24 protein-coding genes are annotated in these 25,342 nt (G+C 49.1%); 5 read left to right on the top strand and 19 right to left on the bottom strand.

What is annotated here, in order from left to right:
• Positions 1-52: 52 nt before the first annotated feature.
• Together AC3WQ3_RS23900 and AC3WQ3_RS23895 are read left to right on the top strand one after the other, a co-directional pair.
• Positions 53-1,081 (top strand): alpha/beta hydrolase, encoded by a 1,029-nt coding sequence (locus tag AC3WQ3_RS23900; protein ID WP_154896871.1) that lies wholly within the window; start codon positions 53-55, stop codon positions 1,079-1,081.
• A 159-nt stretch (positions 1,082-1,240) separates the two neighbouring features.
• Entirely contained in the window at positions 1,241-2,539 is a 1,299-nt protein-coding gene (locus tag AC3WQ3_RS23895; RefSeq protein WP_492473832.1) for a Fe-Mn family superoxide dismutase, read from the top strand.
• A gap of 160 nt (positions 2,540-2,699) precedes the next feature.
• On the opposite strand, the gene AC3WQ3_RS23890 is transcribed toward AC3WQ3_RS23895, so the two are convergent.
• The 8 genes from AC3WQ3_RS23890 to AC3WQ3_RS23855 all read right to left on the bottom strand — a co-directional run bounded on the left by AC3WQ3_RS23890 (position 2,700) and on the right by AC3WQ3_RS23855 (position 9,526).
• A complete protein-coding gene (locus AC3WQ3_RS23890; protein WP_095293207.1) occupies positions 2,700-2,924 on the bottom strand; it encodes a hypothetical protein in 225 nt (74 codons plus the stop codon).
• A gap of 70 nt (positions 2,925-2,994) precedes the next feature.
• Entirely contained in the window at positions 2,995-3,858 is an 864-nt protein-coding gene (locus AC3WQ3_RS23885) for a lipoate--protein ligase family protein (RefSeq protein WP_492473830.1), read from the bottom strand.
• Positions 3,859-4,036: 178 nt separating this feature from the next.
• Entirely contained in the window at positions 4,037-4,630 is a 594-nt protein-coding gene (folE, locus tag AC3WQ3_RS23880) for a GTP cyclohydrolase I FolE (RefSeq protein ID WP_336784304.1), read from the bottom strand.
• Positions 4,631-4,723: 93 nt separating this feature from the next.
• Positions 4,724-4,987 carry a YneF family protein gene (locus AC3WQ3_RS23875; protein ID WP_095293210.1) on the bottom strand — a complete coding sequence of 88 codons (264 nt, stop codon included), beginning with the start codon at positions 4,985-4,987 and terminating at the stop codon, positions 4,724-4,726.
• A 225-nt stretch (positions 4,988-5,212) separates the two neighbouring features.
• Positions 5,213-6,244 (bottom strand): HD-GYP domain-containing protein, encoded by a 1,032-nt coding sequence (locus tag AC3WQ3_RS23870; RefSeq protein ID WP_492473827.1) that lies wholly within the window; start codon positions 6,242-6,244, stop codon positions 5,213-5,215.
• Positions 6,245-6,259: 15 nt separating this feature from the next.
• Positions 6,260-8,095 carry a tRNA epoxyqueuosine(34) reductase QueG gene (gene queG / locus AC3WQ3_RS23865; protein WP_154896874.1) on the bottom strand — a complete coding sequence of 612 codons (1,836 nt, stop codon included), beginning with the start codon at positions 8,093-8,095 and terminating at the stop codon, positions 6,260-6,262.
• A gap of 171 nt (positions 8,096-8,266) precedes the next feature.
• Positions 8,267-8,872 (bottom strand): signal peptidase I, encoded by a 606-nt coding sequence (gene lepB, locus AC3WQ3_RS23860; RefSeq protein WP_261780176.1) that lies wholly within the window; start codon positions 8,870-8,872, stop codon positions 8,267-8,269.
• A 228-nt stretch (positions 8,873-9,100) separates the two neighbouring features.
• Complete coding sequence (locus tag AC3WQ3_RS23855; protein ID WP_095293213.1) at positions 9,101-9,526, bottom strand: GNAT family N-acetyltransferase; 426 nt, start codon at positions 9,524-9,526, stop codon at positions 9,101-9,103.
• Between the two features lie 521 nt (positions 9,527-10,047).
• Between AC3WQ3_RS23855 and AC3WQ3_RS23850 the strand changes: the two genes are divergently transcribed.
• Entirely contained in the window at positions 10,048-10,659 is a 612-nt protein-coding gene (locus AC3WQ3_RS23850; protein ID WP_153976821.1) for a superoxide dismutase, read from the top strand.
• Between the two features lie 68 nt (positions 10,660-10,727).
• Here AC3WQ3_RS23850 and mutY read toward each other — a convergent pair whose 3' ends face one another.
• The 5 genes from mutY to AC3WQ3_RS23825 all read right to left on the bottom strand — a co-directional run bounded on the left by mutY (position 10,728) and on the right by AC3WQ3_RS23825 (position 16,116).
• Positions 10,728-12,044, bottom strand: a complete 1,317-nt coding sequence (gene mutY, locus AC3WQ3_RS23845; RefSeq protein WP_492473824.1) for an A/G-specific adenine glycosylase — start codon at positions 12,042-12,044, stop codon at positions 10,728-10,730.
• A gap of 52 nt (positions 12,045-12,096) precedes the next feature.
• Complete coding sequence (acpS, locus tag AC3WQ3_RS23840; RefSeq protein WP_127540765.1) at positions 12,097-12,495, bottom strand: holo-ACP synthase; 399 nt, start codon at positions 12,493-12,495, stop codon at positions 12,097-12,099.
• A gap of 319 nt (positions 12,496-12,814) precedes the next feature.
• Positions 12,815-13,624, bottom strand: coding sequence for an NAD(+) synthase (gene nadE / locus AC3WQ3_RS23835; RefSeq protein WP_127540767.1), 810 nt, complete (start codon positions 13,622-13,624; stop codon positions 12,815-12,817).
• 138 nt (positions 13,625-13,762) lie between these two features.
• Entirely contained in the window at positions 13,763-14,197 is a 435-nt protein-coding gene (locus tag AC3WQ3_RS23830; protein ID WP_095293217.1) for a BrxA/BrxB family bacilliredoxin, read from the bottom strand.
• A 221-nt stretch (positions 14,198-14,418) separates the two neighbouring features.
• Positions 14,419-16,116: a two-component system sensor histidine kinase NtrB gene (locus tag AC3WQ3_RS23825; protein WP_492473821.1), complete on the bottom strand. Its 1,698-nt coding sequence runs from the start codon at positions 16,114-16,116 to the stop codon at positions 14,419-14,421.
• 300 nt (positions 16,117-16,416) lie between these two features.
• Between AC3WQ3_RS23825 and AC3WQ3_RS23820 the strand changes: the two genes are divergently transcribed.
• Positions 16,417-17,691, top strand: a complete 1,275-nt coding sequence (locus tag AC3WQ3_RS23820) for a BaiN/RdsA family NAD(P)/FAD-dependent oxidoreductase (protein ID WP_492473819.1) — start codon at positions 16,417-16,419, stop codon at positions 17,689-17,691.
• A gap of 77 nt (positions 17,692-17,768) precedes the next feature.
• On the opposite strand, the gene AC3WQ3_RS23815 is transcribed toward AC3WQ3_RS23820, so the two are convergent.
• The 4 genes from AC3WQ3_RS23815 to AC3WQ3_RS23800 all read right to left on the bottom strand — a co-directional run bounded on the left by AC3WQ3_RS23815 (position 17,769) and on the right by AC3WQ3_RS23800 (position 21,844).
• On the bottom strand, positions 17,769-18,152 hold the full coding sequence (locus AC3WQ3_RS23815; RefSeq protein WP_127540773.1) for a hypothetical protein: 384 nt from the start codon (positions 18,150-18,152) through the stop codon (positions 17,769-17,771).
• An 89-nt stretch (positions 18,153-18,241) separates the two neighbouring features.
• Positions 18,242-19,492 carry an ABC transporter permease gene (locus tag AC3WQ3_RS23810; protein ID WP_492473816.1) on the bottom strand — a complete coding sequence of 417 codons (1,251 nt, stop codon included), beginning with the start codon at positions 19,490-19,492 and terminating at the stop codon, positions 18,242-18,244.
• A 19-nt stretch (positions 19,493-19,511) separates the two neighbouring features.
• Positions 19,512-20,243, bottom strand: coding sequence for an ABC transporter ATP-binding protein (locus tag AC3WQ3_RS23805; protein WP_492473814.1), 732 nt, complete (start codon positions 20,241-20,243; stop codon positions 19,512-19,514).
• 281 nt (positions 20,244-20,524) lie between these two features.
• The gene (locus AC3WQ3_RS23800; protein WP_492473812.1) at positions 20,525-21,844 is read right to left on the bottom strand and encodes an MFS transporter; all 1,320 of its coding nucleotides are present in this window, start codon (positions 21,842-21,844) and stop codon (positions 20,525-20,527) included.
• 490 nt (positions 21,845-22,334) lie between these two features.
• Between AC3WQ3_RS23800 and AC3WQ3_RS23795 the strand changes: the two genes are divergently transcribed.
• Positions 22,335-22,796 carry a MarR family winged helix-turn-helix transcriptional regulator gene (locus tag AC3WQ3_RS23795; RefSeq protein WP_095362097.1) on the top strand — a complete coding sequence of 154 codons (462 nt, stop codon included), beginning with the start codon at positions 22,335-22,337 and terminating at the stop codon, positions 22,794-22,796.
• 85 nt (positions 22,797-22,881) lie between these two features.
• Here the strand turns inward: AC3WQ3_RS23795 and AC3WQ3_RS23790 are convergent, their stop codons facing one another.
• Positions 22,882-23,058, bottom strand: a complete 177-nt coding sequence (locus AC3WQ3_RS23790; RefSeq protein WP_170948292.1) for a hypothetical protein — start codon at positions 23,056-23,058, stop codon at positions 22,882-22,884.
• Positions 23,059-23,787: 729 nt separating this feature from the next.
• Positions 23,788-25,314, bottom strand: coding sequence for an MDR family MFS transporter (locus AC3WQ3_RS23785; RefSeq protein WP_336784333.1), 1,527 nt, complete (start codon positions 25,312-25,314; stop codon positions 23,788-23,790).
• Positions 25,315-25,342 lie beyond the last annotated feature (28 nt).

Genomic DNA, 25,342 nt, shown 5'->3' with positions numbered 1-25,342 from the left:
CTGATCTGAACTCGTTGTTATCTTCAATTGATCTGAATAAGGAGGGGCAATCATGTTTCCGACATCCCAGAGCGAAGCCCCGCTGCAAACGAAAGTGTCCGATCTGCCTTCTTCGTTATCACCGAGGCTGATCCGGTTCAAACATATTATCGTAGCGTTGCTGCTCTCCGTTGTATTTTTTCTGCTCTTTTGTTTCATTGCCTTACACGGCTATATTGCCTGGGTACTATCCAACCCGACCGTAGCTCCCGTGTTCTCCAATCCAATGCAGGCCAAGAACATGAAGTACGAGGATATCACGTTCCCGGCAGCAGATGGCAGCCGTACGATGCAGGGCTGGTATATCCCCGCAGACACGGATGTCAACAAAACCATCATCTTCAGTCATGGATATGGGGCCAATCGGGAGGAAACCTGGGTTCCCATGTATGACCTGGCTCACTATGCCCACCAGCTCGGGTTCAATGTAGTGATGTTTGACTATGGTTTCGCCTCTCAGGTGAACAAGGCAGTCGCTACAGGGGGCAAAGCCGAGTCCCAGCAATTGCTTGGTGCCATTCAGTTCGCCAAGCAGCGCGGTGCTCAGGAGCTTGTCGTCTGGGGATTCTCGATGGGCGCAGGCACAGCATTACAGACGGGGCTGCTCACCGAGAACGTGGATGCCATGATTCTCGACAGCACTTTCCTGCTGGAGCCGGATACGCTGTATCACAACATTCATAATCAGATCGATCTGCCGCGACAACCCACTTTGCAGATCATGAATCTGTTATTCCCGGTTCTGAATGGCACCGGATTACAGCAGATTCCGTATCAGGAAGTCAAAAAGAAAGACTATCCGTTCCCCATCTTCTTCATTCACGGGACGGAGGATGAGAAGGCTCCATATCCGATCGCCGAGCTTCTCGCCGCCAACCAGACGAACACCTACTCAGAGGAATGGATCGTACAGGACGCGCATCATGAGCTGATCTTCAGGGAACATCCGAAGGAGTATCTCCGCCGTGTCTCTACGTTCCTGAGTCATGTGACGAAAACAAGCAGCGACGATGTGGAAAATACCAATGCCGGAGGAGAATAAAATCTTCCGGTGATCAGAGCCCCTATGGGGCTCTTTTTTTATGCACACATAGGACAACATGGCAGGTGAATATACTTTTGGGACGATTATAAAAGGTTAATCACACCCTATCCCTTGAAGGCCGATATGACATTTTAATTGAATGGAGGTTTGCCGCATATGAATTGGTCTGGCTATGGACCCTTGCTGCCTCTCCGCATTCTGGAGGAGATCAGGTTCTGGAAGGAGCAGGAGAAAGAGCATACGCTCGTTATTCGGGCACTGGTTCCCGATCTGGAGCCCACTTATGTGAAGCTGCTTGAAGAATGGGCAGTGACGTTTGAAAATACCGAGAAGGTAGCCAACCAGCTGTTGAAACAACTGTTACCCGGAACCCATCCCCCTGCCCCTTACATCATCGGAAGCGTAGAACAGCTTGTCTCCTCTGCACGTTCACAATCGCGGGAATTCATCAGGCAGCTGTACGTCCTGCTTGAGCAAAGTGCCGCCGTGCAAGCTGTCCCGCTCGCTAAGGCAGTCATTCTGCACTTTATCCGCGAATCGGAGTATTTCCTCGGTGTACTCGATACCTTGATTCAGCCTGGAATCATGCGAGATTCGGCAAGTGATGCTCCCTTTTCTTTGGATAAGTATGTTCAATTGTCAGGACGCACCGAGCGTGAAGCAGCGGAGGAGCCATCATCCATGGCTGGAAAAACTAACGCTCCGTCAGCTCCCGCACCTTCATCTTCTTCTTCACAGGTCCAGTCTTCAGAGGTCTCCGGTCTATCGCCATCTTCCGGTACTACAGAGAGCATCACCTTGCCTTCTACACCTCCTGTGAAGGAGAGACCTGTTCCGATTGGAGGACACACGCTGCCTCCTCTGCCCTATGCCTACAACGCACTCGAACCACATATTGACGAAATGACGATGCGCATTCATCACGATAAGCACCATCAATCCTATGTGGACGGACTCAATACAGCCGAGAAGAAACTGGCAGAATCACGTAAAAAAAATAATTTCGAACTCGTCAAACATTGGGAACGAGAACTTGCCTTCAATGGTGCAGGCCACTACCTTCATACGATCTTCTGGACGATCATGAATCCCAGAGGCGGCGGCAAACCTTCCGGATTACTTGCTGAACAGATCAAACGGGATTTTGGCAGTTATGAGGCATTCAAAAATCAATTCACTGAAGCCGCTAACAAAGTGGAAGGCAGCGGCTGGGCTCTCCTTGTCTGGAGTCCACGGGCTCACCGTTTGGAGATTTTACAGGCGGAGAAGCACCAGAACCTGTCCCAGTCCGACATCGTACCTCTCCTGCCGCTGGATGTATGGGAGCATGCCTACTATCTGAAGCATCAGAATGAGCGCAAGAAATATATCGAGGACTGGTGGAATGTCGTCTATTGGCCTGCGGTGGCTGAACGTTATGAAACGGCACGCAAGCTGTTGTGGCCACCCTACTAGAAACGAAAAGGGAAAAGGGAAAAGGGAACAAGAGAAAAGAGATATCTCCAGCCGGTAGACTGCCAGATATCTCTTCTTCATTTGCAATAAAAAAAGCAAGCCTCCTGATTCAAGAAGACTTGCTTGTATTTAGATAAGGTCACTGACGCGTCATGCTAGACTAGGAAGCACAGCCCTCGCACGCAACATAGTTGTCCCCAACCTGTTTGCTGATGGCAATCAGATCCCCCAGCTTGATATCTTCCTCACCCGTGAATTCCAGGTCGGCAATACGTGCAACGATCAAAGCCGCAGCTTCTTCCTTGCTTGTTGCCATTTGGCTGAATTCAGACTTCTCGCCTGAAGAAACAACCTCATATTCAAATGTATATCTTAATGTTTCCATCTTGGCACTCTCCTTCCGAAATCACATCATATCATCTCTATTAACCAATTCCAAGTGTTCTCGAACGATACTAATCGTAGCGCAGTTTCATCTGCTCTGCCGTCTGCCTGACTGCCTCTCGATCAACGGACAATACGTGGTCAGTCTCAGCCATAGGGTATCGATTACGAAGCGTACGGACCAAGGAAGCGGTGTAAGCTGCTGCAGAAGGCACTCCTGCGAGCTCTTGAAGACTCGCCATGGTGCCCGGACGAACATCGGGATACCCTTCCTGCAGGCCGTCTGCTGCATGCTGATAGAACTTGCGTACATCTGCCGCCAGCTTGTCTCCTTGCCCTTCGACGATAATAAAAGCCGTTATAATATACGCCTTGGCCTGCCTTCGCTGGGCAATACCGCAAAATTTCAGTCCGCCTACACTGACATCATAATCACCGGGGCAGAAGGCACCCTCGATCTCTCCGGTTCGCGCCTGATTCGACCATGGTGTTAACGACTCGGCAATAAGAGCTGCCATCTCGCGGAAGTCATCGTGAATATTGATAGCTCGGGCCGGGTTAGGCAAAATCAATGAAATGTTAACCACGCCAGGATGAAGAGGAACAGCTGCACCTCCCGAGGGACGAACACAGACAGCGGTTCCCTGCGTTCTTATGCCTTCCATTGCCTCTACAGCCTTGGGAAGCCGGCGATCCCGCAGACCTGCAACAAATGCGTCAGGATGACGCCAAATATGGGCAACCGGCAGATGCCCTTCGCCTACACGGCGGCACATCACTTCTTCCCATGCAAATGCCTCTAGCACACTGCTTCCATACCGAAGTAATGGGGTTTCCCAGATCTGTATACGATGCAGCCTGGATGACGAGTTGGACGGAAGCGCCTGCTCTGCTCCAGGCTGTTCGGTATTGTCTGAATTCAAAGGTACACTCATATTTGCTAACCTCCGACTAAACGAATCTGAATCAGGATAAGACAAGGAAAGGGTTTTAAACATCGCTGGATGTACACAAATGCTCATATAAATAAATAAGCCGGTTCCCAGGGAACTCGGCTTATTAGGTGAACCTTTAATGATTGGACACGGCTTGAAAGCTTGTCCGGTTCGGGTCTTAGTCCTTAACCAGAGACAGAAACTCAGCACGCTGCGCCGTATTGTCCCGGAAGGAACCACGGACCGCGGAAGTTACCGTCTTGCTGCCAGGCTTTTTCACGCCGCGGGAGCACATGCACAAGTGCTCACCTTCCACAACGACCATGACACCATGCGGTTCAACAGCATCGTTCAGGATGTCGGCAATCTGTGAAGTGATACGTTCCTGAACTTGCAGACGACGGGTAACTGCCTCGACCAACCGAGCCATTTTGCTCAACCCGACAATTTTGCCGCTGGGTACATACCCAATATGCACTTTGCCGAAGAAGGGCGCCATATGATGTTCACACTGGCTGTAATAAACGATGTCCTTCACAATGACAAGCTCTTCATGATTCTCGTCAAACGTCACGCCGAGTACATCGCGCGGGTCCACTTCATACCCGCCAAAAATCTCTTCATACATACGGGTTACGCGTGCAGGCGTCTCAAGCAGCCCTTCTCGCGTACTATCTTCTCCGATCAGTTTGAGGATCTGTTCCACATGGTACTCGATCTTCTCCCGATTGTCGGATACTTTTGAATTCAAATAATCTTTCACGCCAGCCACTGCCGAACGCCTCCTTTCGAACCACTTGGTGTAAGCCTTCTTTCACTTCAGCATTATGCATAATCAATTATGCAATTTGCTTGCTTACAACTATTATTTTCGGCGGCCCGAGTTTTTACGCGCAGGATGCTGCCCCGGCTGAGGCATCTTCGCGCCTGGCTGCTGGTTCTTCATCATCTGCTGGGCGCGCTGCATTTGCTTGCCATTCAGGTTATAACCCATTTGCTTCGCCATTTTTTGAAGCATGTCGGGATCACTTTGCATTTTCTCGAGTTGTTTACGCAAGTAGTACACCCCGATGAAAAATCCCCCGACCAGACCTACAATCAATGTGATAATCGGTATTACTATTTCCATCTCTTAGACACCTCTGTATGCAATCTAAAAAGCCTGATGATCCGTGTCAGCACCTGATGTCCACTTGCCTGCTTGTACACGTGTCACGGACCGGATTTCCTGAAAGTTATCATAGCATTTCCGCACGATTGGAGCAAACGGATTTTCCAGCTAATAGTTAAAAATCGGCGAACCCAAACTTCGCTTCAACCTGGGGGTAAACCTCTCATCAAGCTCCATGTAAACCTAGGTCATAACCGCCTCTATGAAAACGGTCGTTTCCCTGGCCAGATCCACCTCGACCACATCCAGATCATAACGCGTGCTTCCGCGTGCAACCCGAATGACCGGTCTGCCTGGCAGCCCCCGATGCTGCCGGACAATGACTCCAGTTTCTCTAGTGGACAGCCTGACGGCTGTTCCGTTCGGATATACGGATACGCTGCGGTTAAATTCAATCAGGATGTCCCGATCCAGCTTCGTACCCGACATGGCCATCATCTCTTCACAGGCTTCATGCGGCAGCAGGCTTGGACCAGACGAGCCGTTGATCAGATTATCATAGATATTGGCGGCAGCGACAATTTTGGCAAACAGATGAATGTCCTTGCCCATAATGCCTCTCGGCAGCCCGGTACCATCCACATGCTCATGGTGCTGAAGGGCCGTATGAGCCACGAGCAGACTGAACTCCCGCTTGGACTTGATGACTTCGAACCCCCGCCAGGTATGGTGAAGGGAAGCATTTGCCGCCGAAGCGCTGCCGGGAGGCTCTCCGACTTTGCCGATATCATGAAGCAGCGCACCCACCGCCAGATCCTTCAGCTGATTGTAGTTCAAACCCAAATTGAGTCCCATTACAGATGAAAGCAAACATACATTCATGGCATGTACGTACTGGGCATTGTCCTTGGTTCGAATATCCGTTAACTGGACAAGCAGTTCCCGCCCATTTAATACGTCGTTCAGCAGCTTGTCTATGCTAATTGCAACCTTTTTCGGGCTCCAGTCTTTCCCGGAGCGTACCGCCTCCAGCGTCACGCTCATTTCATTAATAATAGCCCGCTTCGTGGCTTCATCCAGAATGTCTTCTGTCTCCACGTCTTTATACGCTTCATCCTGGATGTACAGCATGGTTACGCCAATACGCTTCAGCGTATTAATCATAAATACGGTGAGCTGGACTCCCGCAGACAACAAGACTGTTCCATTGCCTGAGTACACGGTTTTGCCCAGACACTCACCCGCCTCCACACTTTCCACGTTTACATACTTCATGAACGTCCCCCGCTCTTACGATTGCTGCTCCAATGCGAGCAATTGCTCCTTGGTTTGCAGACCGCCTACATAACCTACCAGGGTTCCGTCTTTGCCGCTGATGCGGTGACAGGGAATAATGATCGGAATCGGATTTTTGCTAATGGCATCCAGAACTGCGCGAACAGCTTTGGGTCTTCCGATCGTTTCTGCAACCTGCTGGTGTGTTGAGGCCTCTCCATAAGATATATCGGACAGGACTTGCCATACTTGAAGCTGGAACGGTGTTCCGAGCAGATCCATTTCCAACTCGAAGGATTTTCGCTCCCCGGCAAAGTACTGCTGCAGCTGCTTCGCAGCTTCGCTCAGCTTCTCTTCGTTTTTCTCGTATCGGTACTCGCCAATCCAGGTTCGGGCCCATTGCTGCAGGTGCGCCTCACGTACATGAAATGCTCCAAAATCAATATGACAGAGTCCCTTTTCCGTAGCACACAACGTAAGTGTACCAATAGGTGTCAGCACTTCATCATAAAATACCGGCGTACCATGAAGCCCTGTTACGGGCGAAGGTTTCCACGCAGCCGCCTCCTGCTTCACCGATTGTCCGGATGCATTCGAATCCGTATCGGTTGATTCATTCTTCTGTTCTTCTTGCTGCTTGTCACTCATTAGCCCAACCTGCGGCTTTTCGGGTAAGGACCCGGACGAACTGAGTCGTTCCTTGGCCTTCTGCAGCATGCTTAGTACGTTTCCATCTTGTTCGTTAGCGGCAGCTTCCCCAATTGCTCTCATTGCGTCTTCTCCTCCAATTCTGCTTAACGCCCAGGCTGCGGTTCCCCGCAGCTCGGGACGCGGATCACGCTTCAGTACCTCCGTTAGCTTCGGTACAGCGCTTTTGTCCTTGAAATTGCCGAGTGCTATCACTGCGTTACGCTGAATCGGCTTTTTGCCCCGCCAGGCGGCAGAGCTCTGCCCGAAGCGTTCCTTGAACTCACGATTGCCGATGTCCAGCAGCGGTAACAGCAGCGGCTTCACAATCTCCGGATCGGGCTGCAGATCGGGATGGTGGTCCCAGTTTTTGCCCCGATTCTTCGGACAGACGATTTGACAAGTATCACAACCATACAGGCGGTTGCCTATTTTCAACATGAACTCTTCGTCCACGAACCCTTTGGTCTGCGTTACAAAAGAAATACACCGCTGTGCATTCAATTGTCCCGGACCCACCAGTGCTCCTGTCGGACAGGCATCGATACATTTTGTACATTCCCCGCAATCTTCCGTTACCGGCGTATCCGGCTGGAAGGGAATGTTGGTCACCAGTTCACCAAGATAGATCCACGATCCAAACTTGGGTGAAATGATGGAACAGTTTTTGGCGCTGAAACCAATGCCAGCTCGCTGGGATACTGCCCGGTCAACAAGTGCCCCTGTGTCCACCATGCTCTCAATCATGGCCTCCGGCACCCGTTCCCGTATAAATTGAACCAGCTTGTCCATGGCTTCGCGCAGCACATGGTGATAATCCCTGCCCCAGGCCGAACGGGCCAAAATGCCGCGATATGCACCAGGTTCCGACTTCGGCGGATTAACCATCTTCGATGGATATGCCACAGCGATGGCGATAAGCGAAGCGGGCTCGCCCTCCTTCAAGGCAGGACGCACCCTCTTCTCGATGTCCGGTTCTTCAAAACCGGATGCATAACCGTTGTCCCGATGCTGCTCCAGCAGTGATTTTAACGAAACAAAGGGCTCTGCCGAAGCAAAACCGACATCATCAATGCCCAGCCCGGGGGCAGCTGCCTTGATCTCCTGTTTTAACTGTTCCCACACGGAACCAGCCTGAGCTGCCCCGGTCTGTACGCTCGTCATGTTCTCTTCCCTCTCTTCTTCTCCACTCATATTCACTAAACAGTGAACGCCCGCCTCGCTTGAGAGGACAGGCGTCTATAAAGGTACACTTCCGTGTGTACCGCATTTAAATTGTGATAAGGGTCCATATATTTGACGCAAAATGAAGTCCAAAGTTTCCAAACCAACATTTTACAGTTTCTTCATCTCGGAAAACGGCCAGAAAATAAATTCAGCTTTACCAACAATCTCACTGGATGTGATACTGCCAAAGACGCGACTGTCCTTGCTTTTCCCCTCATGGCGGTTATCACCCATCACAAAATAATGATCATCTTCCAGCGTGATCGGGCCAAAATCAGGATCCTGCACCTCGGTATCCGTATACGTCTCTGCCTGCTGTTCTCCATTCACAAACAAATGGTGGTCACGTACTTCAACCGTATCGCCCGGAAGCCCAACAATGCGTTTAACTAGGAATTCCTTTTTCTCCACACCTTCACTCGGATCCCGCAGTACAATAACGTCAAACCGGGATGGCTTTCCAATATCATAGACAATCTTGTTGACGAACAAACGATCCCGCTCGACAAGTGTCGGCTGCATGGACTGACCTTTGACCATCGACAGATTAAATACAAACAGATTCAGCAGCATCATGATCACAAAAGCAACAACGATTGTCTTCACCCAGTCCCATAGTTCTGCAGCCCAGGATTTCCCCGGCTGTCCAGACCCTGTCTGGTTGCTTCGATCTTCGGAATTCATACGCTCTGTAGAAGGTATATTGGAGTTCAAAGGGACACCTCGTTTATCAATTTTGTTCCAATAAAGGCGTTCATACTCCCTCTAAGTCTATCTTATTTGCCGGAGTGAAACAATTGGTTATGAACACCAATCACCTCAGGCATAATCCGCAGCTTAGGATCATACAAATAGAAAGGCATATCCCTACGTGGTTACGTTAAAGGGATATGCCTAATATAAAATGAGAATCTGTTTTATTTCTTTTTTAATCATTCAAACCTAGGCTTTGGACAAAATACTAAGTTTCTGAAAGGCACTTAATATTTTATTGGCGCCGTAACCCATAGCTTCATATAGAGGCATGGCTGCTTTGTTGTGCTCATCACCCGCGACCCATATTTGGCTGACTTTCCGCTGTTGGAAACGTTGTTCCATGGCCTCGACAAGTGTTTTGCCGACTCCACGGCGACGATAGTCTGGATGGACCGCAATACGGTAGATGCATCCCTGGTTGTGATCAATCGTACCGATCAAGGCGCCGACGAGGTCTCCCTCTTCTTCCGCAACCATAATCAGGTCAGAATCCCATGACAATTGACGGGCAAACGGGCCCATCGTGTTCTCATAACACTCTTCCGATAGTGCAACCTGGAGAAGCTCCGTCATCTGGCTTGCATCACTCAACTGAAAGGAACGAACGTGCATGTCTTAAATCTCCCTTTTCGTTAGCTTGATGAGGTTTTACAAAAAGGGGCTCCCCTTTTTACCAAAAACCCAATGTTCGAATAATGACAAAAAACGAGAAAATACCGCTTCTTCGTCAATTAAACCATACTTTCCGCCATAAAACACGCATTTTCTTTTGAAAGCGCTTAATTGTAACCGTTTACATCCGAATATTAATTTTTTTGTCTATTAAATCGGCTAATATCACATAAATATATTCATAATGGGTAAAATATGTTTGTTATCCCGAGTCATGCATTTGATCAACGTTGCGGGGGACTTAATAAACAAAAATGTTGCTTAATTAGCCCGGATGCGGTTTAATATTAGTGGCAAGGGTATTATTACATATGTACCTGAGCAGTTTGCATCCCTTCACTGAGTGACTCTCAGCAAGACATAGATTGTAGTGCTTATCTTCGTCTGAATCTTGCCCGGGAGCGTTCAATTGGTTGTGCAAAATGCTTAAAAAAATTAAAATCTCAGGAGGTATTTTCACTATGGCTTTTCAATTACCGGCACTTCCTTACGCTAACGACGCTCTGGAACCACATATCGATGCACAAACGATGGAAATTCACCACGATCGCCATCACAATACTTATGTAACTAACCTTAACGCAGCTCTGGAAAGCGCTCCTGAACTGCAAGAAAAAAGCTTGGAAGATCTGATCGCTAACCTTGACAGCGTACCAGAAAGCATCCGCACAGCGGTTCGCAACAATGGTGGTGGACATGCTAACCACAGCCTGTTCTGGGAAATCATCGGACCTAACGGCGGCGGCGCTCCTACAGGTGACATCGCAGCTGCAATCGACAGCGAACTGGGCGGCTTTGACAAGTTCAAAGAAGACTTTGCAAAGGCAGCTACTACTCGTTTCGGTTCCGGTTGGGCTTGGCTCGTTGTAGGCAAAGATGGCAAATTGTCCATCACTAGCACGCCTAACCAAGACAGCCCGCTCTTCGAAGGCCTGACTCCGGTTCTGGGTCTGGACGTATGGGAGCACGCTTACTACCTGAAATATCAAAACAAACGCCCTGACTACATCTCCGCATTCTGGAATGTAATCAACTGGGATGAAGTGAACAAACGTTACGCAGCAGCGAAATAAGGCTGCCTGACAATAAGAAGAGCCTGATTCGGTCTTGATGACTGAATCAGGCTCTTTTGTTTATGGGATTATTCCTTTACTTCATCATAAGCCCCAGCAAAGTAACTGCTGAGCAGCTTCAAAAAGACATTAGGGAAGGCCAGCTTGTCCATATCCTTGGGTCCAATCCAGCGATAGATGAGCCCGTCCCCCCTGCCTGTCTGGGTCAGAGCTGAGTCAGGGGAGATATCCGCTGCTTCCGCAAGGATCTCTCCGTCCAGATCGGATGCTGAGGGGGAAGCCTCCAGCACGGAAGCCTCCATCTCCTTGGCAGCCGCCTGGGTATCTGCGTCATAGGCGGCTCTTGCTTCCGCAGCGATTAGCGGAAGCTCTTCACTGCCCTGGTCCTGCTCGGTGCACTTGTACACCTGCAGGTTCCAAACGATGTGGCTGAACACATGCTCCGCATGGGTAGCCAGCCCCTCCGGGCGGGCAGCGAAGCCCTCCGCCCACAGACTGCCAGCCAGCAGTGCCATGGCTGGCTCATCGGCCAGCGGCCCCGCCGCCTTGCCGGCTGCGGCGGGCGCCGCCAGTACATGCGGCAGCTCCCACATGCGGGCCAGCAGGCCCGTCGCTGGGCGCTGGCGCACAAGCACTTGGCCGCGATGCTCGCCGCGGCCCTCGACCAGAGCGACCAGCCGCTGCTCAGGGCGCGGCGGCTTCGCCTTGGTCTTGACCGGCAGCGTGAGCTCCCGTCCGGCGATGCGGCCGGAACATTGCTCCATGACCGGGCAAGTCAGACAGTGCGGCGCTTTTGGCGTACATACCAGCGCGCCAAGTTCCATCAGCGCCTGGTTGAAATCACGCGCTCGCCCTTCCGGAATGAGCTCTCCGGCAAGCTCTTCCATAAGCACCCGGGTGCTGCCCTTCATAATGTCCTCATCAATGAGGAAGTATCTGGACAGAACCCGCATGACATTGCCATCTACCGCAGGCTGCGGCTGGTTGAAGGCAATACTGAGAATGGCCCCGGCTGTATACGGACCCACTCCTTTTAATGCAAATACGGCCTGTTTATCCTGCGGCATCTCTCCACCGTGCAGCTCCATCACCTGCTGGGCAGCTGCCTGAAGGTTACGGGCACGGGAATAGTAGCCAAGTCCCTCCCAGTTCTTCAGCACATCCTCTTCCGCTGCTTCGGCCAGGGCCTGAACGGTCGGGAAATTGGCGATGAACCGGTTGAAATACGGGATGACCGTATCCACACGCGTCTGTTGAAGCATGATTTCCGATACCCACGTAAAATAGGGATTATTGTGACGACGCCACGGCAAGTCACGTCTGTTAATCATGTACCAATCCAGCAAATTCACACTAAAGTGTTGCTTTTGTTCCATTAAACCCATATTTCCGTCCTCTCCTGTTACCTTGCTATTCCTATTGCTCTATTCTTACCGACTATTTGTCTGTCTTCTCCACGATGGCAAAAGCTGCTGCAAGCTCTGTCTGATGCGTAATGCTGAGATGAATATCATACTGCTGGTCATATGGCAATTGAAGCCGTTCCCATGCCTGACTAGACAACGTTGCGACCGGGCGTCCCTTTTCGTCAGGAAGCACCTCGATATCTGTAAAACTCATCACACGGCCGATGCCGCAGCCAAACGCCTTGGACACTGCTTCCTTTGCTGCAAACCGGCCAGACACAAATTCAGTCATCCTTTTCCCTCGTTCAGCTGCCAATTTCCGCTCAGCCGGAGTCAAAATTCGATTCATAAATGCTTCGGCATGACGACCAGACAGCAGCTTCTGCATACGTCCGATCTCCAGTACATCGTTTCCAACTCCATATATCATTAACGATTCACCCGCTTAATCTTTTATGCTGTGTAGAATCTTGAATGGTTTCTATTTATCACTGCTCCGAACACGTATTCTATTGTAGCAGGAGGAAGAGCGAGAAGCGAGTACCTCACCGACATTCCCATTTATGTGAAAATAAGAATCAGGGAAGATATAGCTGGGCATGCAGCTTCGTCAGATGGAAACCTAGAATTGAACATAATGGATATCATCCAACCGATACTACAGCAAAAAGAGTCACTGCCTGATGCAGTGACTCTTTTTTTTCATTAACAGGTTAAATCATTCACCCTGTAAACCTTACACCAAGATTTTAGATGCCTGGGATGGCATTACGTTTATGGTGAGTGCGTGTATAGAATGACTCAAGACGCTCCTGCGCAGCAGGATCAATCTGTTTGCCTTCCAGGTAGTCGCTGTTATCCTCATAGGAAATGCCCAGTTCCTGTTCATCTGTCTGGCCTTCCCAAAGCCCTGCTGAAGGAGCCTTGTCCAAAATTTCGCGCGGAACACCAAGATATGCAGCGAGCTGACGAACCTGACGTTTGTTCAGGCTGCTCAACGGTGTAATGTCAACCGCCCCGTCGCCCCACTTCGTATAGAAACCGGTGATGGCTTCGGAAGCATGATCCGTACCTACCACCAGCAGGTTTTCTTCAAAAGAAAGTGCGTATTGCATGACCATGCGGGTTCTTGCCTTTACATTCCCTTTGCCTTGTGGAGTCATATGACGCGGGCTGCCCATGGATTTGAAGCCTTGCTCCACTTCAAGCGCGATCTCATTGACCGCATCTTCAATATTGGTTTCCACCACATGCTTCAGGTCAAATGCCTTTGCAACCGCGTAGCTGTGATCGATATCGGATTGCTCACCGTATGGCTGGAACACTCCCAGTGTTTTGTATTCCTGGTTGTTCTCGGCTGTGAGTTCGTCTGTAGCCTTTTTGCACAGCGCTGCAGCAACCGCACTGTCAATTCCGCCACTGATGGCAATAAGCAATCCTTTGGTACCGGAATTTTTCACGTAGGATTTCAGAAAGTCAACGCGTTTGCGGACTTCCTCTTCTTCATTAATGCTTGGCTTAACCTTCAACTCAGCGATGATCTGTTGTTGCAAACTCATCGTTCAACACACCCCGTTTCTACATAAATGAAATTTGATGTCCAGCTTGAAAGGTCCGAATGCTTCAATAACCTTATTTGCTCAAAATGAAACGCCCCGGCATCGGTCATCCGAAGGGCGGGGCGCTCCTAGAGCTAATTAACGGCAGTAACGGTCAAATGCATTCGTGAGATCAGCCGCAATTTCCTCCGCAGAACGGTCTTCCACTTGGTGACGCTCGATAAAGTGAACGAGTTCACCGTCTTTCATTAGAGCAATGGAAGGTGAAGATGGAGGATACGGTGCAAAGTACTCACGTGCTTTTGCTGTGGCTTCTTTGTCCTGTCCGGCAAATACCGTATACAGGTGATCCGGTGTAATATCGTGCTGAAGGGCTTGAGATACACCCGGACGGCACTGTCCTGCGGCACATCCGCACACCGAGTTAATCACGACAAGTGCTGTTCCTTTAGCATCTGGCAGACTAGCTTCTACTTCCTCAGGGGTACGCAATTCCTGAATACCCAGGCGAGTCAGCTCATCCCGCATCGGTTGAACCATATCTTTCATGTATTGATCAAATGACATCGACATTCGTTTCACTCCTTATTAATGGTTGTTCTATTATTTCGGGGAACATGTAATTGCCTCGGAATCAACAATCATCAATGCTCCGCCATACAAAACATGGATTTTAATGATGTGCTATCCCTATTATACATCGCCAAGCAATGAAAGCAAGGTTCAGACTCCGCCTGCGGTAAGGCTTCATTCATATTATTATGTCTTGATCTCTGGCAAAATATGCTGCGCCTTTATCGTTGAAACGAAACCTTGAAGGTCGTGCCCTCGCCTTCCTGCGACTCCACCGTAATCGTTCCGTTGTGTCGTTCTACGATGCTTCTGCACATGGATAACCCGAGCCCGGTCCCTTTGGCTTTCGTCGTATAAAAAGGTTCAAATAGCTTCTCTTGCTTCTGTTGCGCTATGCCTGCACCTGTATCGTGTACACACAGCTCGACCTTGTCATCCACCATCCGCGTTTCGAGCGTCAGAACCCCTTTCTCTGTCATGGCTTCCATGCCGTTGCGAGCCAGATTGAGCACTACCTGCTTGATTTCTTTCGTATTCAGGTGCAGCTTCGGCACATTATGGTCAAGCATGAGTTCGATACTCTGTCCACGCAGATTGGCATCTGCCCATAACAGCGGGCTCAATTCATGTATAATGTCGTGCAGCTGGGACTCTTCCTTTTCTGAGATCCGGTTCTGGGCTAGGGAGAGAAAGTCATTAATGATGCTGTTTGCCCGGTCCAGCTCCTCCAGTACAATCTGATAGTAGTGATCTAGCGAATCAGGACTCTTCTCTTGCATTAATTGAAGGAAACCGCGTACAACCGCCATCGGATTCCGCACTTCATGAGTTATGCTGGCAGCCATCTGCCCCACCAAACTGAGACGATCCACATTGTCCAGCTCGCTTCGCAGCATTTCCAGCTCAGTAATGTCCTGAATTATGAGCATGGCTCCCGTGACCTCTCTTGACCTTTCATGAGAAAGGGAATAGACCGGCACGGTCCGCGACTGGAATACATAGGAGCCGTAACGTACGGTCATACCGTTGATTTCCCCATCCACAACCGCCCTACGTATACTGTTCTCCAATCTGTCAGCCTGCCCCTGTTCGACAAATTGGCTTGCAGGGAGCCCAATCAGATTGGAAGTGGTCGTACAGGGCAGTTGATTTCTTGCTGTTTGCTCCATGGTATCATTAACAAACTGTACAGTTCCCTCCGGGTCCACTGTAGCGATGGATAATGGAACTGCGTTCAGTATTTGGTGAAGCTTTTCCGTTTCGGATATGTATTGATGATGAACTTCGGACAGATGTTGTTCAAGCCCCTGATGATGATGCATATGCTCAATCCAGAGCATACTAAAGCTGCCTGCAAAAACAGCACCAACGATGTACCCCAGCATGATGCCTATTCCTTGAGCTAGGGATAACGTAGAATTTCCATCCATCAAAGGAATGCACAGCAGGGCGGAACCAATCAATTCTGCTGCGATCAACGAGCTGACCATCGTAATTTTGCGTGAATGCGTATAGTGCTTGAATCGTCTGGCCGTCAACCATACAATAGGATAGAGAAGAATGCCTGTTTGAAGGAGAAACTCGTACAAGGTATAGGGATGTCCAATAAGAAAATAAGCGATTACATGGAGAAGGGTAAGCGTGAGGCCTATCACAGGCCGGCAGTACAATATGCTGATGGTAAGAGGTATCACACCCAATGAAATGGGAACGGCCGCGGGACTCGCATAATGGGCAAACAACAAACAGAGCAGCATGCTGGCCGCACTTGTCACTGCCAGGCTGTTCAGCATCATTCTACTACGATCTGTCTTGGCCTGAACTTGTTTGGGAAGCCCCAGATAAAAAAAGGGAATCAGGAATACCGCAGAACCTGCAAGCAGCACCTGTAAAAGAATGTCCTTTAACGCAACCACCATGCCATCTCCCTCCTCGCCCGCACATTCCCTCATGTATTTCTGATTAAAACATAGGCGACAGTATATTACAATATATCCCTTGAGACTGCATAATAGAACAGTTGCTTTCATTATAAATGGTTAAAAATGTGTACCATTTGTCCTATTATCCTGCATAATTCGATTTTTAACGTCCAAGTGTACTATATATAGAAAACGGAAATAGCTGGAATCTATATGTTGTTTATTCAATTTCTTACCAGTGTTCAATTAAGAGCAATAAAGTAGACAAAATCAATGGAAAAAGAGGGTAATAATAATATGTACGATGTCATTGTAATTGGTGGCGGTTCCGCAGGCTTAATGGCATGCGTTGCTGCTGCCGAGCACGGAGCCTCTGTGCTTCTGTTGGATAAGGGAGATCAACTGGGCCGCAAGCTCGGAATCTCCGGAGGCGGTCGCTGCAATGTGACCAATGCCAAAGAGACAGATGAATTGATCAGGCATATTCCCGGTAACGGGCGTTTCTTATATAGTTCATTTCAAAATCTGGACAATCAGGGAATCATGCGTTTCTTCGAAAACCTGGGTATTGCCCTGAAGGAAGAAGACAATGGAAGAATGTTTCCCGTTACAGACAAGGCCAAAACGGTGGTCGATGCTCTGGTCGGGAAGGTGGTTTCTCTGGGTGTGGAGATTCGTACCAAAGAGCCTGTCACGGAGCTGATTCATGATGGACAGCATGTACAGGGTGTCAAGCTTGCCTCGGGGAAGACAGTCAAAGCCCATGCGGTCATTGTAGCAACTGGAGGCAAATCCGTACCTCAAACCGGTTCAACCGGGGATGGTTATCCTTGGGCTGAATCAGCCGGACATACAATTACGGAGCTTTACCCGACAGAGGTACCCATTGTTTCCGGTGAGAGCTGGATCCAATCCAGAGAACTTCAGGGGTTATCTTTGCGGGATGTAGGGTTATCCGTGCTGGATGCCAAAGGCAAGACTGTGATTTCGCATCGTGGTGATATGATCTTCACGCATTTTGGTGTATCGGGTCCTATCGCCCTCCGCTGCAGTCAGTTCATTCGTAAGGTACAAATCAAATCCGGCAGCACTCAGGTCACGATGAGCATTGATTTCTTTCCTGATCTCACTCCAGCTGCACTGGAAAGACAGGTCCAGCAGGTTCTGGAGCAAGAGTCACGCAAGGCAGTTAAGAACATTTTGAAAGCATGGGTACCTGAACGCATGATTCCATTACTGATGAAACGTGCCGAAATCAGCGAAGAGCTGACATTCCACCATTTTCCTAAGGGCATGCTGAGCACGTTATGCGGGCTGATGAAGGCTTTTACCTTCCGCGTGGATGGCACGCGTTCTCTCAAAGAGGCATTCGTCACTGGCGGAGGTGTGCACTTAAAGGAAATATACCCAAAAACAATGGAATCCAAGCTGCTGCCGGGTCTATTCTTTTGCGGTGAGGTTCTGGACATCCACGGCTACACTGGTGGGTATAACATTACCGCTGCATTCTCTACCGGATACACCGCTGGCATGCATGCCGCAGAGTACAAAAACGCCAGTAGTATAAGATAAATAAACATGCCAAAAACAAGAAAACCTCGAAGTGCCCACATGCTGTGGGACCCGAGGTTTTTTGACTATTCATCTGATTATGCTTTTACACTGCCGGAGAATCCATCCACTGAATCGTCAAAGGTTGGGTCATCGTCCCGATTATGCAATCCTTGTTGAAGCCCACTGTCCTGATTTCCATTTGCATAACCTTCTTGCCAATCCTCGTTAATGATATGAGCCGGAATGGATATATCCTGAAATTGGTCAAACCCGTCTGTTTCAGCCAGGAACGCTGCGCTTCCTCCGTGTGACTGCACAATCTCCACCGCCGACTGTATATCCTGGCGATCGGTAGGAATGTACAATTCCAGCGGCCCCGATTGATACGGCTTATATCCAAGCTCCTTCAGCGTGGCCTCCGCCGCAAGCAGTGCTGAATGGTCAGAAAAATGTACCTGAAGTTCGCTATCGTCCATCATTCGTTCTTTCCTCCTCGCTACAGTTGATCTCTCCTATAGCATGGTCACTAATGGAAAACGATATGCGATTTCTACTGGAATACTTTAGCTTAGCTTGAACGGGTCAATCGAATCCATCCTCCCACGGAAAGGCAGAAGAGTCCAAAGACCACAACAGCTGCTGCAACAATGACACTTAACAGCCAGCCAAGCCAGGTTATTCCCAAAGCCAAACCCATGATAAGGCCCAGCGGGATAAACAGCATCCGAACCATTGTCAATCCTGCACGGTGCAGAGCAGCCGGGTCATAGGATAGGAGCTGCACGTAGTCTGAAGTCACGAACACATCCCATGAGCGATAAAACAGCAGGGTCAGCATAATAATCAGCAGGCAGCACACGATGACATTAACGGGAAAAGGGGGAAGCATGACTGCTGCTGTGGAGAGACTACCCAGCTGCAAATACAGTTTCATCGTGGAAGAGTCTCGAAAGAAAGCTTTGAAAGCCGTTTCGGCTGTCCGGTTGGACATGGAACGATTGCGCAGAAGCCTGCGCCTTTTGCGAAAAACGACTGTTTTTGTACGAGGAACCTTCGGCTTGGACACAGACTGACTTAACATAAGCGCTGTTAGCTTCAAACGACCTCGTAAATCCTCCCGTACATCCCCCTCAAACGTGCCCTTCATCAACAGCCTCATTTGGATCAGAGTGACAAGGATAAGGATTCCGACAAAGATTCCACCAAGCTGTCTCCAGATCTCTCCGTCCATCCATGACGTTGTACGGATCGTCAAAAGTCCCAAGGCAATCGCGGCAGGGATGAGTCGAATCCAGCGTCTCCATCCGGTATTTCGCACCTTAATGATGTGCAGAGCGATCGCCTGAATTGAAGCTACGATACCAAACCAGAGCGCAAGAAGCGCGATAGGTGTAAATGACATGTCATAAACACGAGACCACAAGGGTGCGGTCAAGGCCGTAATCACAATCATTTTGACCAAATGCAGCACACAGGCCCGGAAAAGCCCTTGCTTCATTAAAGTCCGCATCCATAATGGTCTTGATTTCAGAAACAGCATGTCCGCTTCTTCCACAAAGATCAGTACACCGCCTGAAAGCATAACGATATCGATCAGCCCTGTCAGGACAGGCACAGATAGTTCAGTCGCCCATGTTGGCAGCGGTTTGGTCCATAGGCTCGAATACCACCCGATCAGATACAGTAGCCCCGGAACCAGCAGATACAACCATACCGTCCAGTCCACTGCCAATCTCAGATTTTTCAACTGTCCATTGAAATGCTCTCGACGCCTGCGTCTATATAAACGAATTGGTGTATATCGCTCAGAGTTTCCCATCCCTCTTTCACCTCCCTGACTAGGATGTCAGTATATCAAAACAGTCGAATAAGGATAATTCGGGCTGCCCGGCGACAGCGCGAATCTCATCCAGCGTGCCTTCAGCGGCCGATCTGCCTGCTGCAATCAGTACAAATCGGTCACAGATCCGTTCCGCTGTATCAAGTACATGCGTGGACATTAACACCCCTGCCCCGCGGCGGCGTTCCTCATCGAGCAGCTGCAGGAAATCCTTCGTTGCGCGCGGATCCAGTCCAATAAAAGGCTCATCTACAATATATACATCAGGTGAGGCCAGGAAGCCGATCATCAGCATCATTTTCTGACGCATGCCTTTGGAAAAACTGCCAGGAAGATCATCGCGTACATGATCCATACTGAAACGGACCAGCAATTCCTCCGCTCTCGCAACAAAGTCCCTTTCCTCCATTTCGTACGCCGCTGCCGCAAGATCAAGATGCTCCCAAAGAGTCATATATTCATAAAAGACAGGCTGCTCCGGGATGTAGGCATATCTGCCCTCTCCTCCAATTGTAATCTCAAACTCGGCATGCTCCAGCAAGCCAAGCATCGTTTTGATGGTCGTGCTTTTGCCCGCCCCGTTTGGACCAATAATACCTACCAGTTCTCCTGGATACACCTGGATTTGGATGTTTTGTATCGTCGACTTGCCTGCTTCATATCCTGCCTCGGCTATATGTACGTCCAGTATGGACTGCTTCGATGCTGACTCCTCAATTTCAATCTTCATGGCCTTCACTCCCCGGTTAATGACTTGTCCAGTGTGTTCTCCATTATTGTAATGGAGTTATTAGCTTTGTGTTTGATCATTTTGAGCATCTTTAATGAATTAGAGGTGGACAATGAAAAACCTTTAAACACACAAAAAAAGCAGGGGTTCCGGAGCCCCTGCTTTTTCATGATTATCCAGTGGAAAATCATCTTACCGATTACAACCCACCACCGTTGTGGTTTCGCTCGTGGACACACGCTGGTTATGATGGTTGTCAATCAAGTACTGACACAATGATGCTATTCGCTTACAGCCACTGCCTCACTCGCCACCGTTACATCCATCTTTTTCGATCTGCGTTTTAATACATAGGCCAATCCCAGAATTGTCATCAAAATGCCTGAACATACAAAGGCCGGGATAACACCAAACGATGTGACCAGAAATCCCCCTACAACAGGCCCCATAATATTGCTTGCTGTCATGACGCTGCCAACAGTCCCAAATACACGCCCAGTCATCGCTTCAGGAGTTTGTTCCTGCAGCAAAATTTGAAAGGGCACCACGGCGAACCCAATTCCGATTCCTGCCAGGGCAAACATCGATATCAGCAGCAGGTTGGCACCCAGACCAGCATGCGGCCATACGCCGACAACGACTCCTGCTGCACCAATGACAAGCCCCGTTATCGATGTTCCCAGCCCCATCTTCAGCACATGTCCTGCTCTTTTCCACTTCCTCACACTCAGGGCTGCAATTAACGTTCCAACGCCACTGGCACCAACACACCACCCCAACAGATCACTCGAAATTCCAGGCAGCTGTCTAAACAAAACAACGGTCTGGGAATCAGCAAATTGCAGGAACAGAATGGCGGATGCCAGCAAAATGAGAGAAGACCCTACCTGTGGAAGTGAAGCGAGCATACGAACGCCTTCCAGCGTATCCTTTAAGAAAGCACCTTTCTCTCGGGATGAAATACCCCTTTTTCCTTCTCCCTTACTTTCTTGTAGGGACGGTCTTGCAGATTGGATCACCCGCTTACCCGGAATCCACAGCAAAATAATACCCGAGATGAGAAACGAGGCTGAATCCAGAATAAAACACCAGGTAATCCCAAAGGCGGCCACCAGCAATCCGCCAAGCGCAGGACCTATAATTTTGGACATCTGTTCGATCACCGAGCTGATGGAAACGGCTTGAGCCAGCTGCCCATGCGGCACGAATTCCTTCAGCTTCCCGTTCTTGGCGGGTGAGAATACGACGTCAAATAACGATTTGAGAATAAGTAATACGTATACATGCCAGATCTGATCGGCGAAAATGAACCCGGCAACAATCACGACTCGTGCACCGTCCGCCGCGATCATCAACCATTTCCGATTCATCCGATCTGCCAGCGCGCCTGCAAACGGCCCTGTGATCAGCACAGGCAGTGCCGCACAAAGTGTAGTAAACGTAATTTCCCACGGCGTAGCATTCCAACGTATCCCCACCAACGTCAAGATCGCCAACAAATGCAGCCAATCGCCCAGATTAGAGATGGCCTGTGCCACCATCAGTGTTACAAACGGACGGTTATGCTTCAGTCCGCGTTGTCCCTTCATTGTCATTTCCATTTCGCTTCTCCTCCACGTGCCGGAATGTTGATATGGCTTTAATTATATAAATTGGAACTTATACCAACCTCCTTCCGAAGACGGAGAAGTGCCAACATCCGAAGGATGAACTTTCTCAGGTGTAAGCTGCCTTGGAGAAGGACGAATGCTTAAATTTTAAATGCTAAAAATGCAGATCTTGTGACATATCGCATGTTTTTCGTGGAAACAGAAGCTTACAATAAGGACATGGCGACAATTTGAATCGTCAAATGTAACCTACTCAACCCTATATAAGTTGAATATATCGTTTACATGTTAATCGTAACGAAGAGGACAGAAAAAACCTGGAAAAGCAACACGTTCACCTTTATCACCGGATTTTACCTTTGAAAAAGATTCAAAAAAAATCTGGGGATAACAGGATTGGAGGGTTGTTCTGTCATCGTAGTAGTAGATCGTAACCTTATTATTTCAACTTATATCACTAAACTGAAAAGGCGGGATCAGCATGCTGGAATTACAAGAAATCGGAACCGAACGTTCACTTCATCTGTACCGCACCTTGGCCAAAACATTCAAGAGCGTGAATGAACACGCTGTATCCGGTAGCAAAGTGCACGGCTTCAACCCTACGGCATACGGGGTGCTGGAAGTACTGTATATGAAAGGGGCACAGCCGATTCAACAGGTAGGGGCACAACTTCTGCTGCAGAGCGGGAACGTAACCTATGTCATTGATAAGCTGGAGCAAAAAGGGCTTTTACATCGCAAACACTGTCCACAGGACAGACGGATTATATTTGTGGAGCTGACAGAGGAAGGTCACCGGACCATGGATGATATCTATCCAGGGTATGCACACAAGATCGATCGTGCAGTCAGTGGTCTGAGCGAGGGTGACAAGACGTTGCTGTCTGAGTTGTTGGAAAGGCTTGCGCTTGGCGCAGACCGTCTATCCGCTAATGGTTGAAGAAATAACCCGGAAGAATAGTGAAAAATAAAATAACCGGTCTCGCCATTCTGCGGCGTAACCGGTTATTGTTGTTGAATCAACTCTATCTTATCCATATCAATACGGCGAGAACAACGATAACGAGGCCTCCTGCAATAAGCAAATTCACCACGTATCTGGACATGCCAGACTCACTATGCCCCTCGATCTCCCTAAGTGTCTCTTCGTACTTGTGCTTGGCTTCATCTTCCTGGACCGAATTCAGGTTATTGGGAAACAACATTCCGCCTCCTTCACTCGTAGTATATCCACATTTCAACACATTTTCTTATATATTTATGCTCTGAGCTTTCTTAGCTTACCGGCCCATTCGAATATACATTGCCAAAACAAATAAACAAACGTAACGATCAGTACATATACATATGGCCCTGTATGCCGAAAAGCATCCATCCGGAGTACGAAGATTGCGAATAGCAGACCACATCCCGTCCCCAACAGCAAATAAGCTACAATTACATATATCAACCTTGTTCCCGTTCGCTTCATTTTCATTGAAGCAAGCGCACGATCGACGAATAGGGAAAGAGGCAAAATGAGGAATAGCATCGTGGCCGCATTAATCAGCAAGCTTATGATCCATATATACCAAAAAGGATAGTAATACGTATCTTCTGCTCGTTCCGCCAAAGACAGAAATCTGGAAATCCCAACGTACAAAGAAATGGTTATGACGGTCAGCAAGGCTGCAAATAATTTAATTGAAAATGGCATGAACCAAAGAGATTCAGTCCTTGGCTTATTCAATACACCTCAGCCCCATTCATATCAGATATCTCCATCTGGTACGGTGAAAAATTAGAAACCTACTGTAAATTATATCAAATTTCCATTTGGAACCAACAAAAAAAGCAGCTGATCACAGCTGCCTTCTTGTGAAAATCAATGCTTTATCTCGTTTGTACTAATCAACAAAGTATTCGTCTTATGTATCGCATGGGTTCGACAATCACTTCCCGGCAACTTTGGCCTGTTTTGGCATTCCTGCCCCTGCCTTTGCCTCTGCCTCTTCCGGTACGATTAGACGTTTGCGTAATGCTAATGTGGTTAACCAGGATACAATCGCGATGACGAACATGATGACAAACAGGGAATGCAGACTGCCTTCCAGCACATTCCGAAGTAATGCCCATTTGTCATCCGACAAAGCAGCGTCCGTATGCGGTGCGAGCAGCTCATTCAAGTCACTTTCGGAAATGCCGGCATCGGCCAGGTGCTGTTCACTGGATAATTTCGATATCCGGTAGTTCAACCATGTGCCAAATACGGCCGCGCCAATCGTTTGTCCCAGAGTACGCATGAACGTATGCAGTGCCGTTGAAGATCCGCGTTCCTGATATCCTACAGAGGACTGTGCAATGATGGTGAATATCGTAAACGCAAATCCAAAGCCAAGTCCGTAAATAAAGGTCAAAATAAACAGCACGGCCTGCGGGGATGTTCCCCCTACCAGGAAAAGTCCTCCCGAGCCAATCGCGATTCCGGTCAATCCAATGAGTGCAGTCAGACGTGACCCGATTTTCATCAGGAGACGACCCGCCAGCACGCTACCGATTAACCAGCCTACGGACATCGGCGCGAGCAGCAGTCCGGATTCAGTCGCGTTGCCTCCGCGAACGCCCTGTACCCATAACGGCAAATAACTGGTCAGGCCGATCATCAACGTGCTGGTGAGCAGTCCCGCAATATTGGCAACGCGGATATCCCGAATTCGGAACAGATGCAGTGGAACCATTGGCGCCTGGGCTCTTTTCTCAACGACAAAGAATAAGATCATGAATACAACAGCAACTGCACTCAGCCCCAAAATGAGCGTAGAGCTCCAGGCATAATACTGCCCGCCTGCTGACAACACAAAGAGTAATGCCGTTATGCCCACCGTGAAGGTCAGTGCACCGATGTAGTCGATTTTGGCGGTACGAGGTGAGATGTCTTCCTTCAAATAACGAAATACAAACCACATCGCAAGCAGGCCAAATGGCACGTTGAATCCAAAGATCCACTGCCAACCGAGATTATCGACAAAGTAACCGCCAAGCAGCGGCCCTGCCAGGGAAGATATGCCCCACACTGAACTGATCCAGCCCTGAATCTTGCCTCGTTCTTCAATTCGGTAGATGTCTCCAATAATCGTAAACGTCACAGGCACAACCGCTCCTGCCCCAATCCCCTGAATGGCACGGAAAATAATCAGCTGCTCCATATTCTGTGAGAAGCAGCACAGCAATGAACCGAGCAAAAACAATGCACAGCCAATCAGGAACACGGGCTTTCGGCCGTACAGATCACTGATCTTGCCAAAAATCGGCGTGCTGACAGCCATCGTGAGCAGATAAGCGGTAAAGATCCAGCTAAGCAGCTGCACACTTCCCAGCTCACTGACAATCGTTGGTCCCGCCGGACCAATGACCGTTCCTTCAATCGCCGACAAAAAGGTTGCCAGCAACAATCCCGCCAAGATGAAACTGCGTTTCAAACCTCCGGTTGTATTCACACAAACCCTT

It is taken from the genome of Paenibacillus sp. FW104-T2 (genome assembly GCF_058789975.1).
This window is presented reverse-complemented; position numbering and strand designations above follow the sequence as displayed.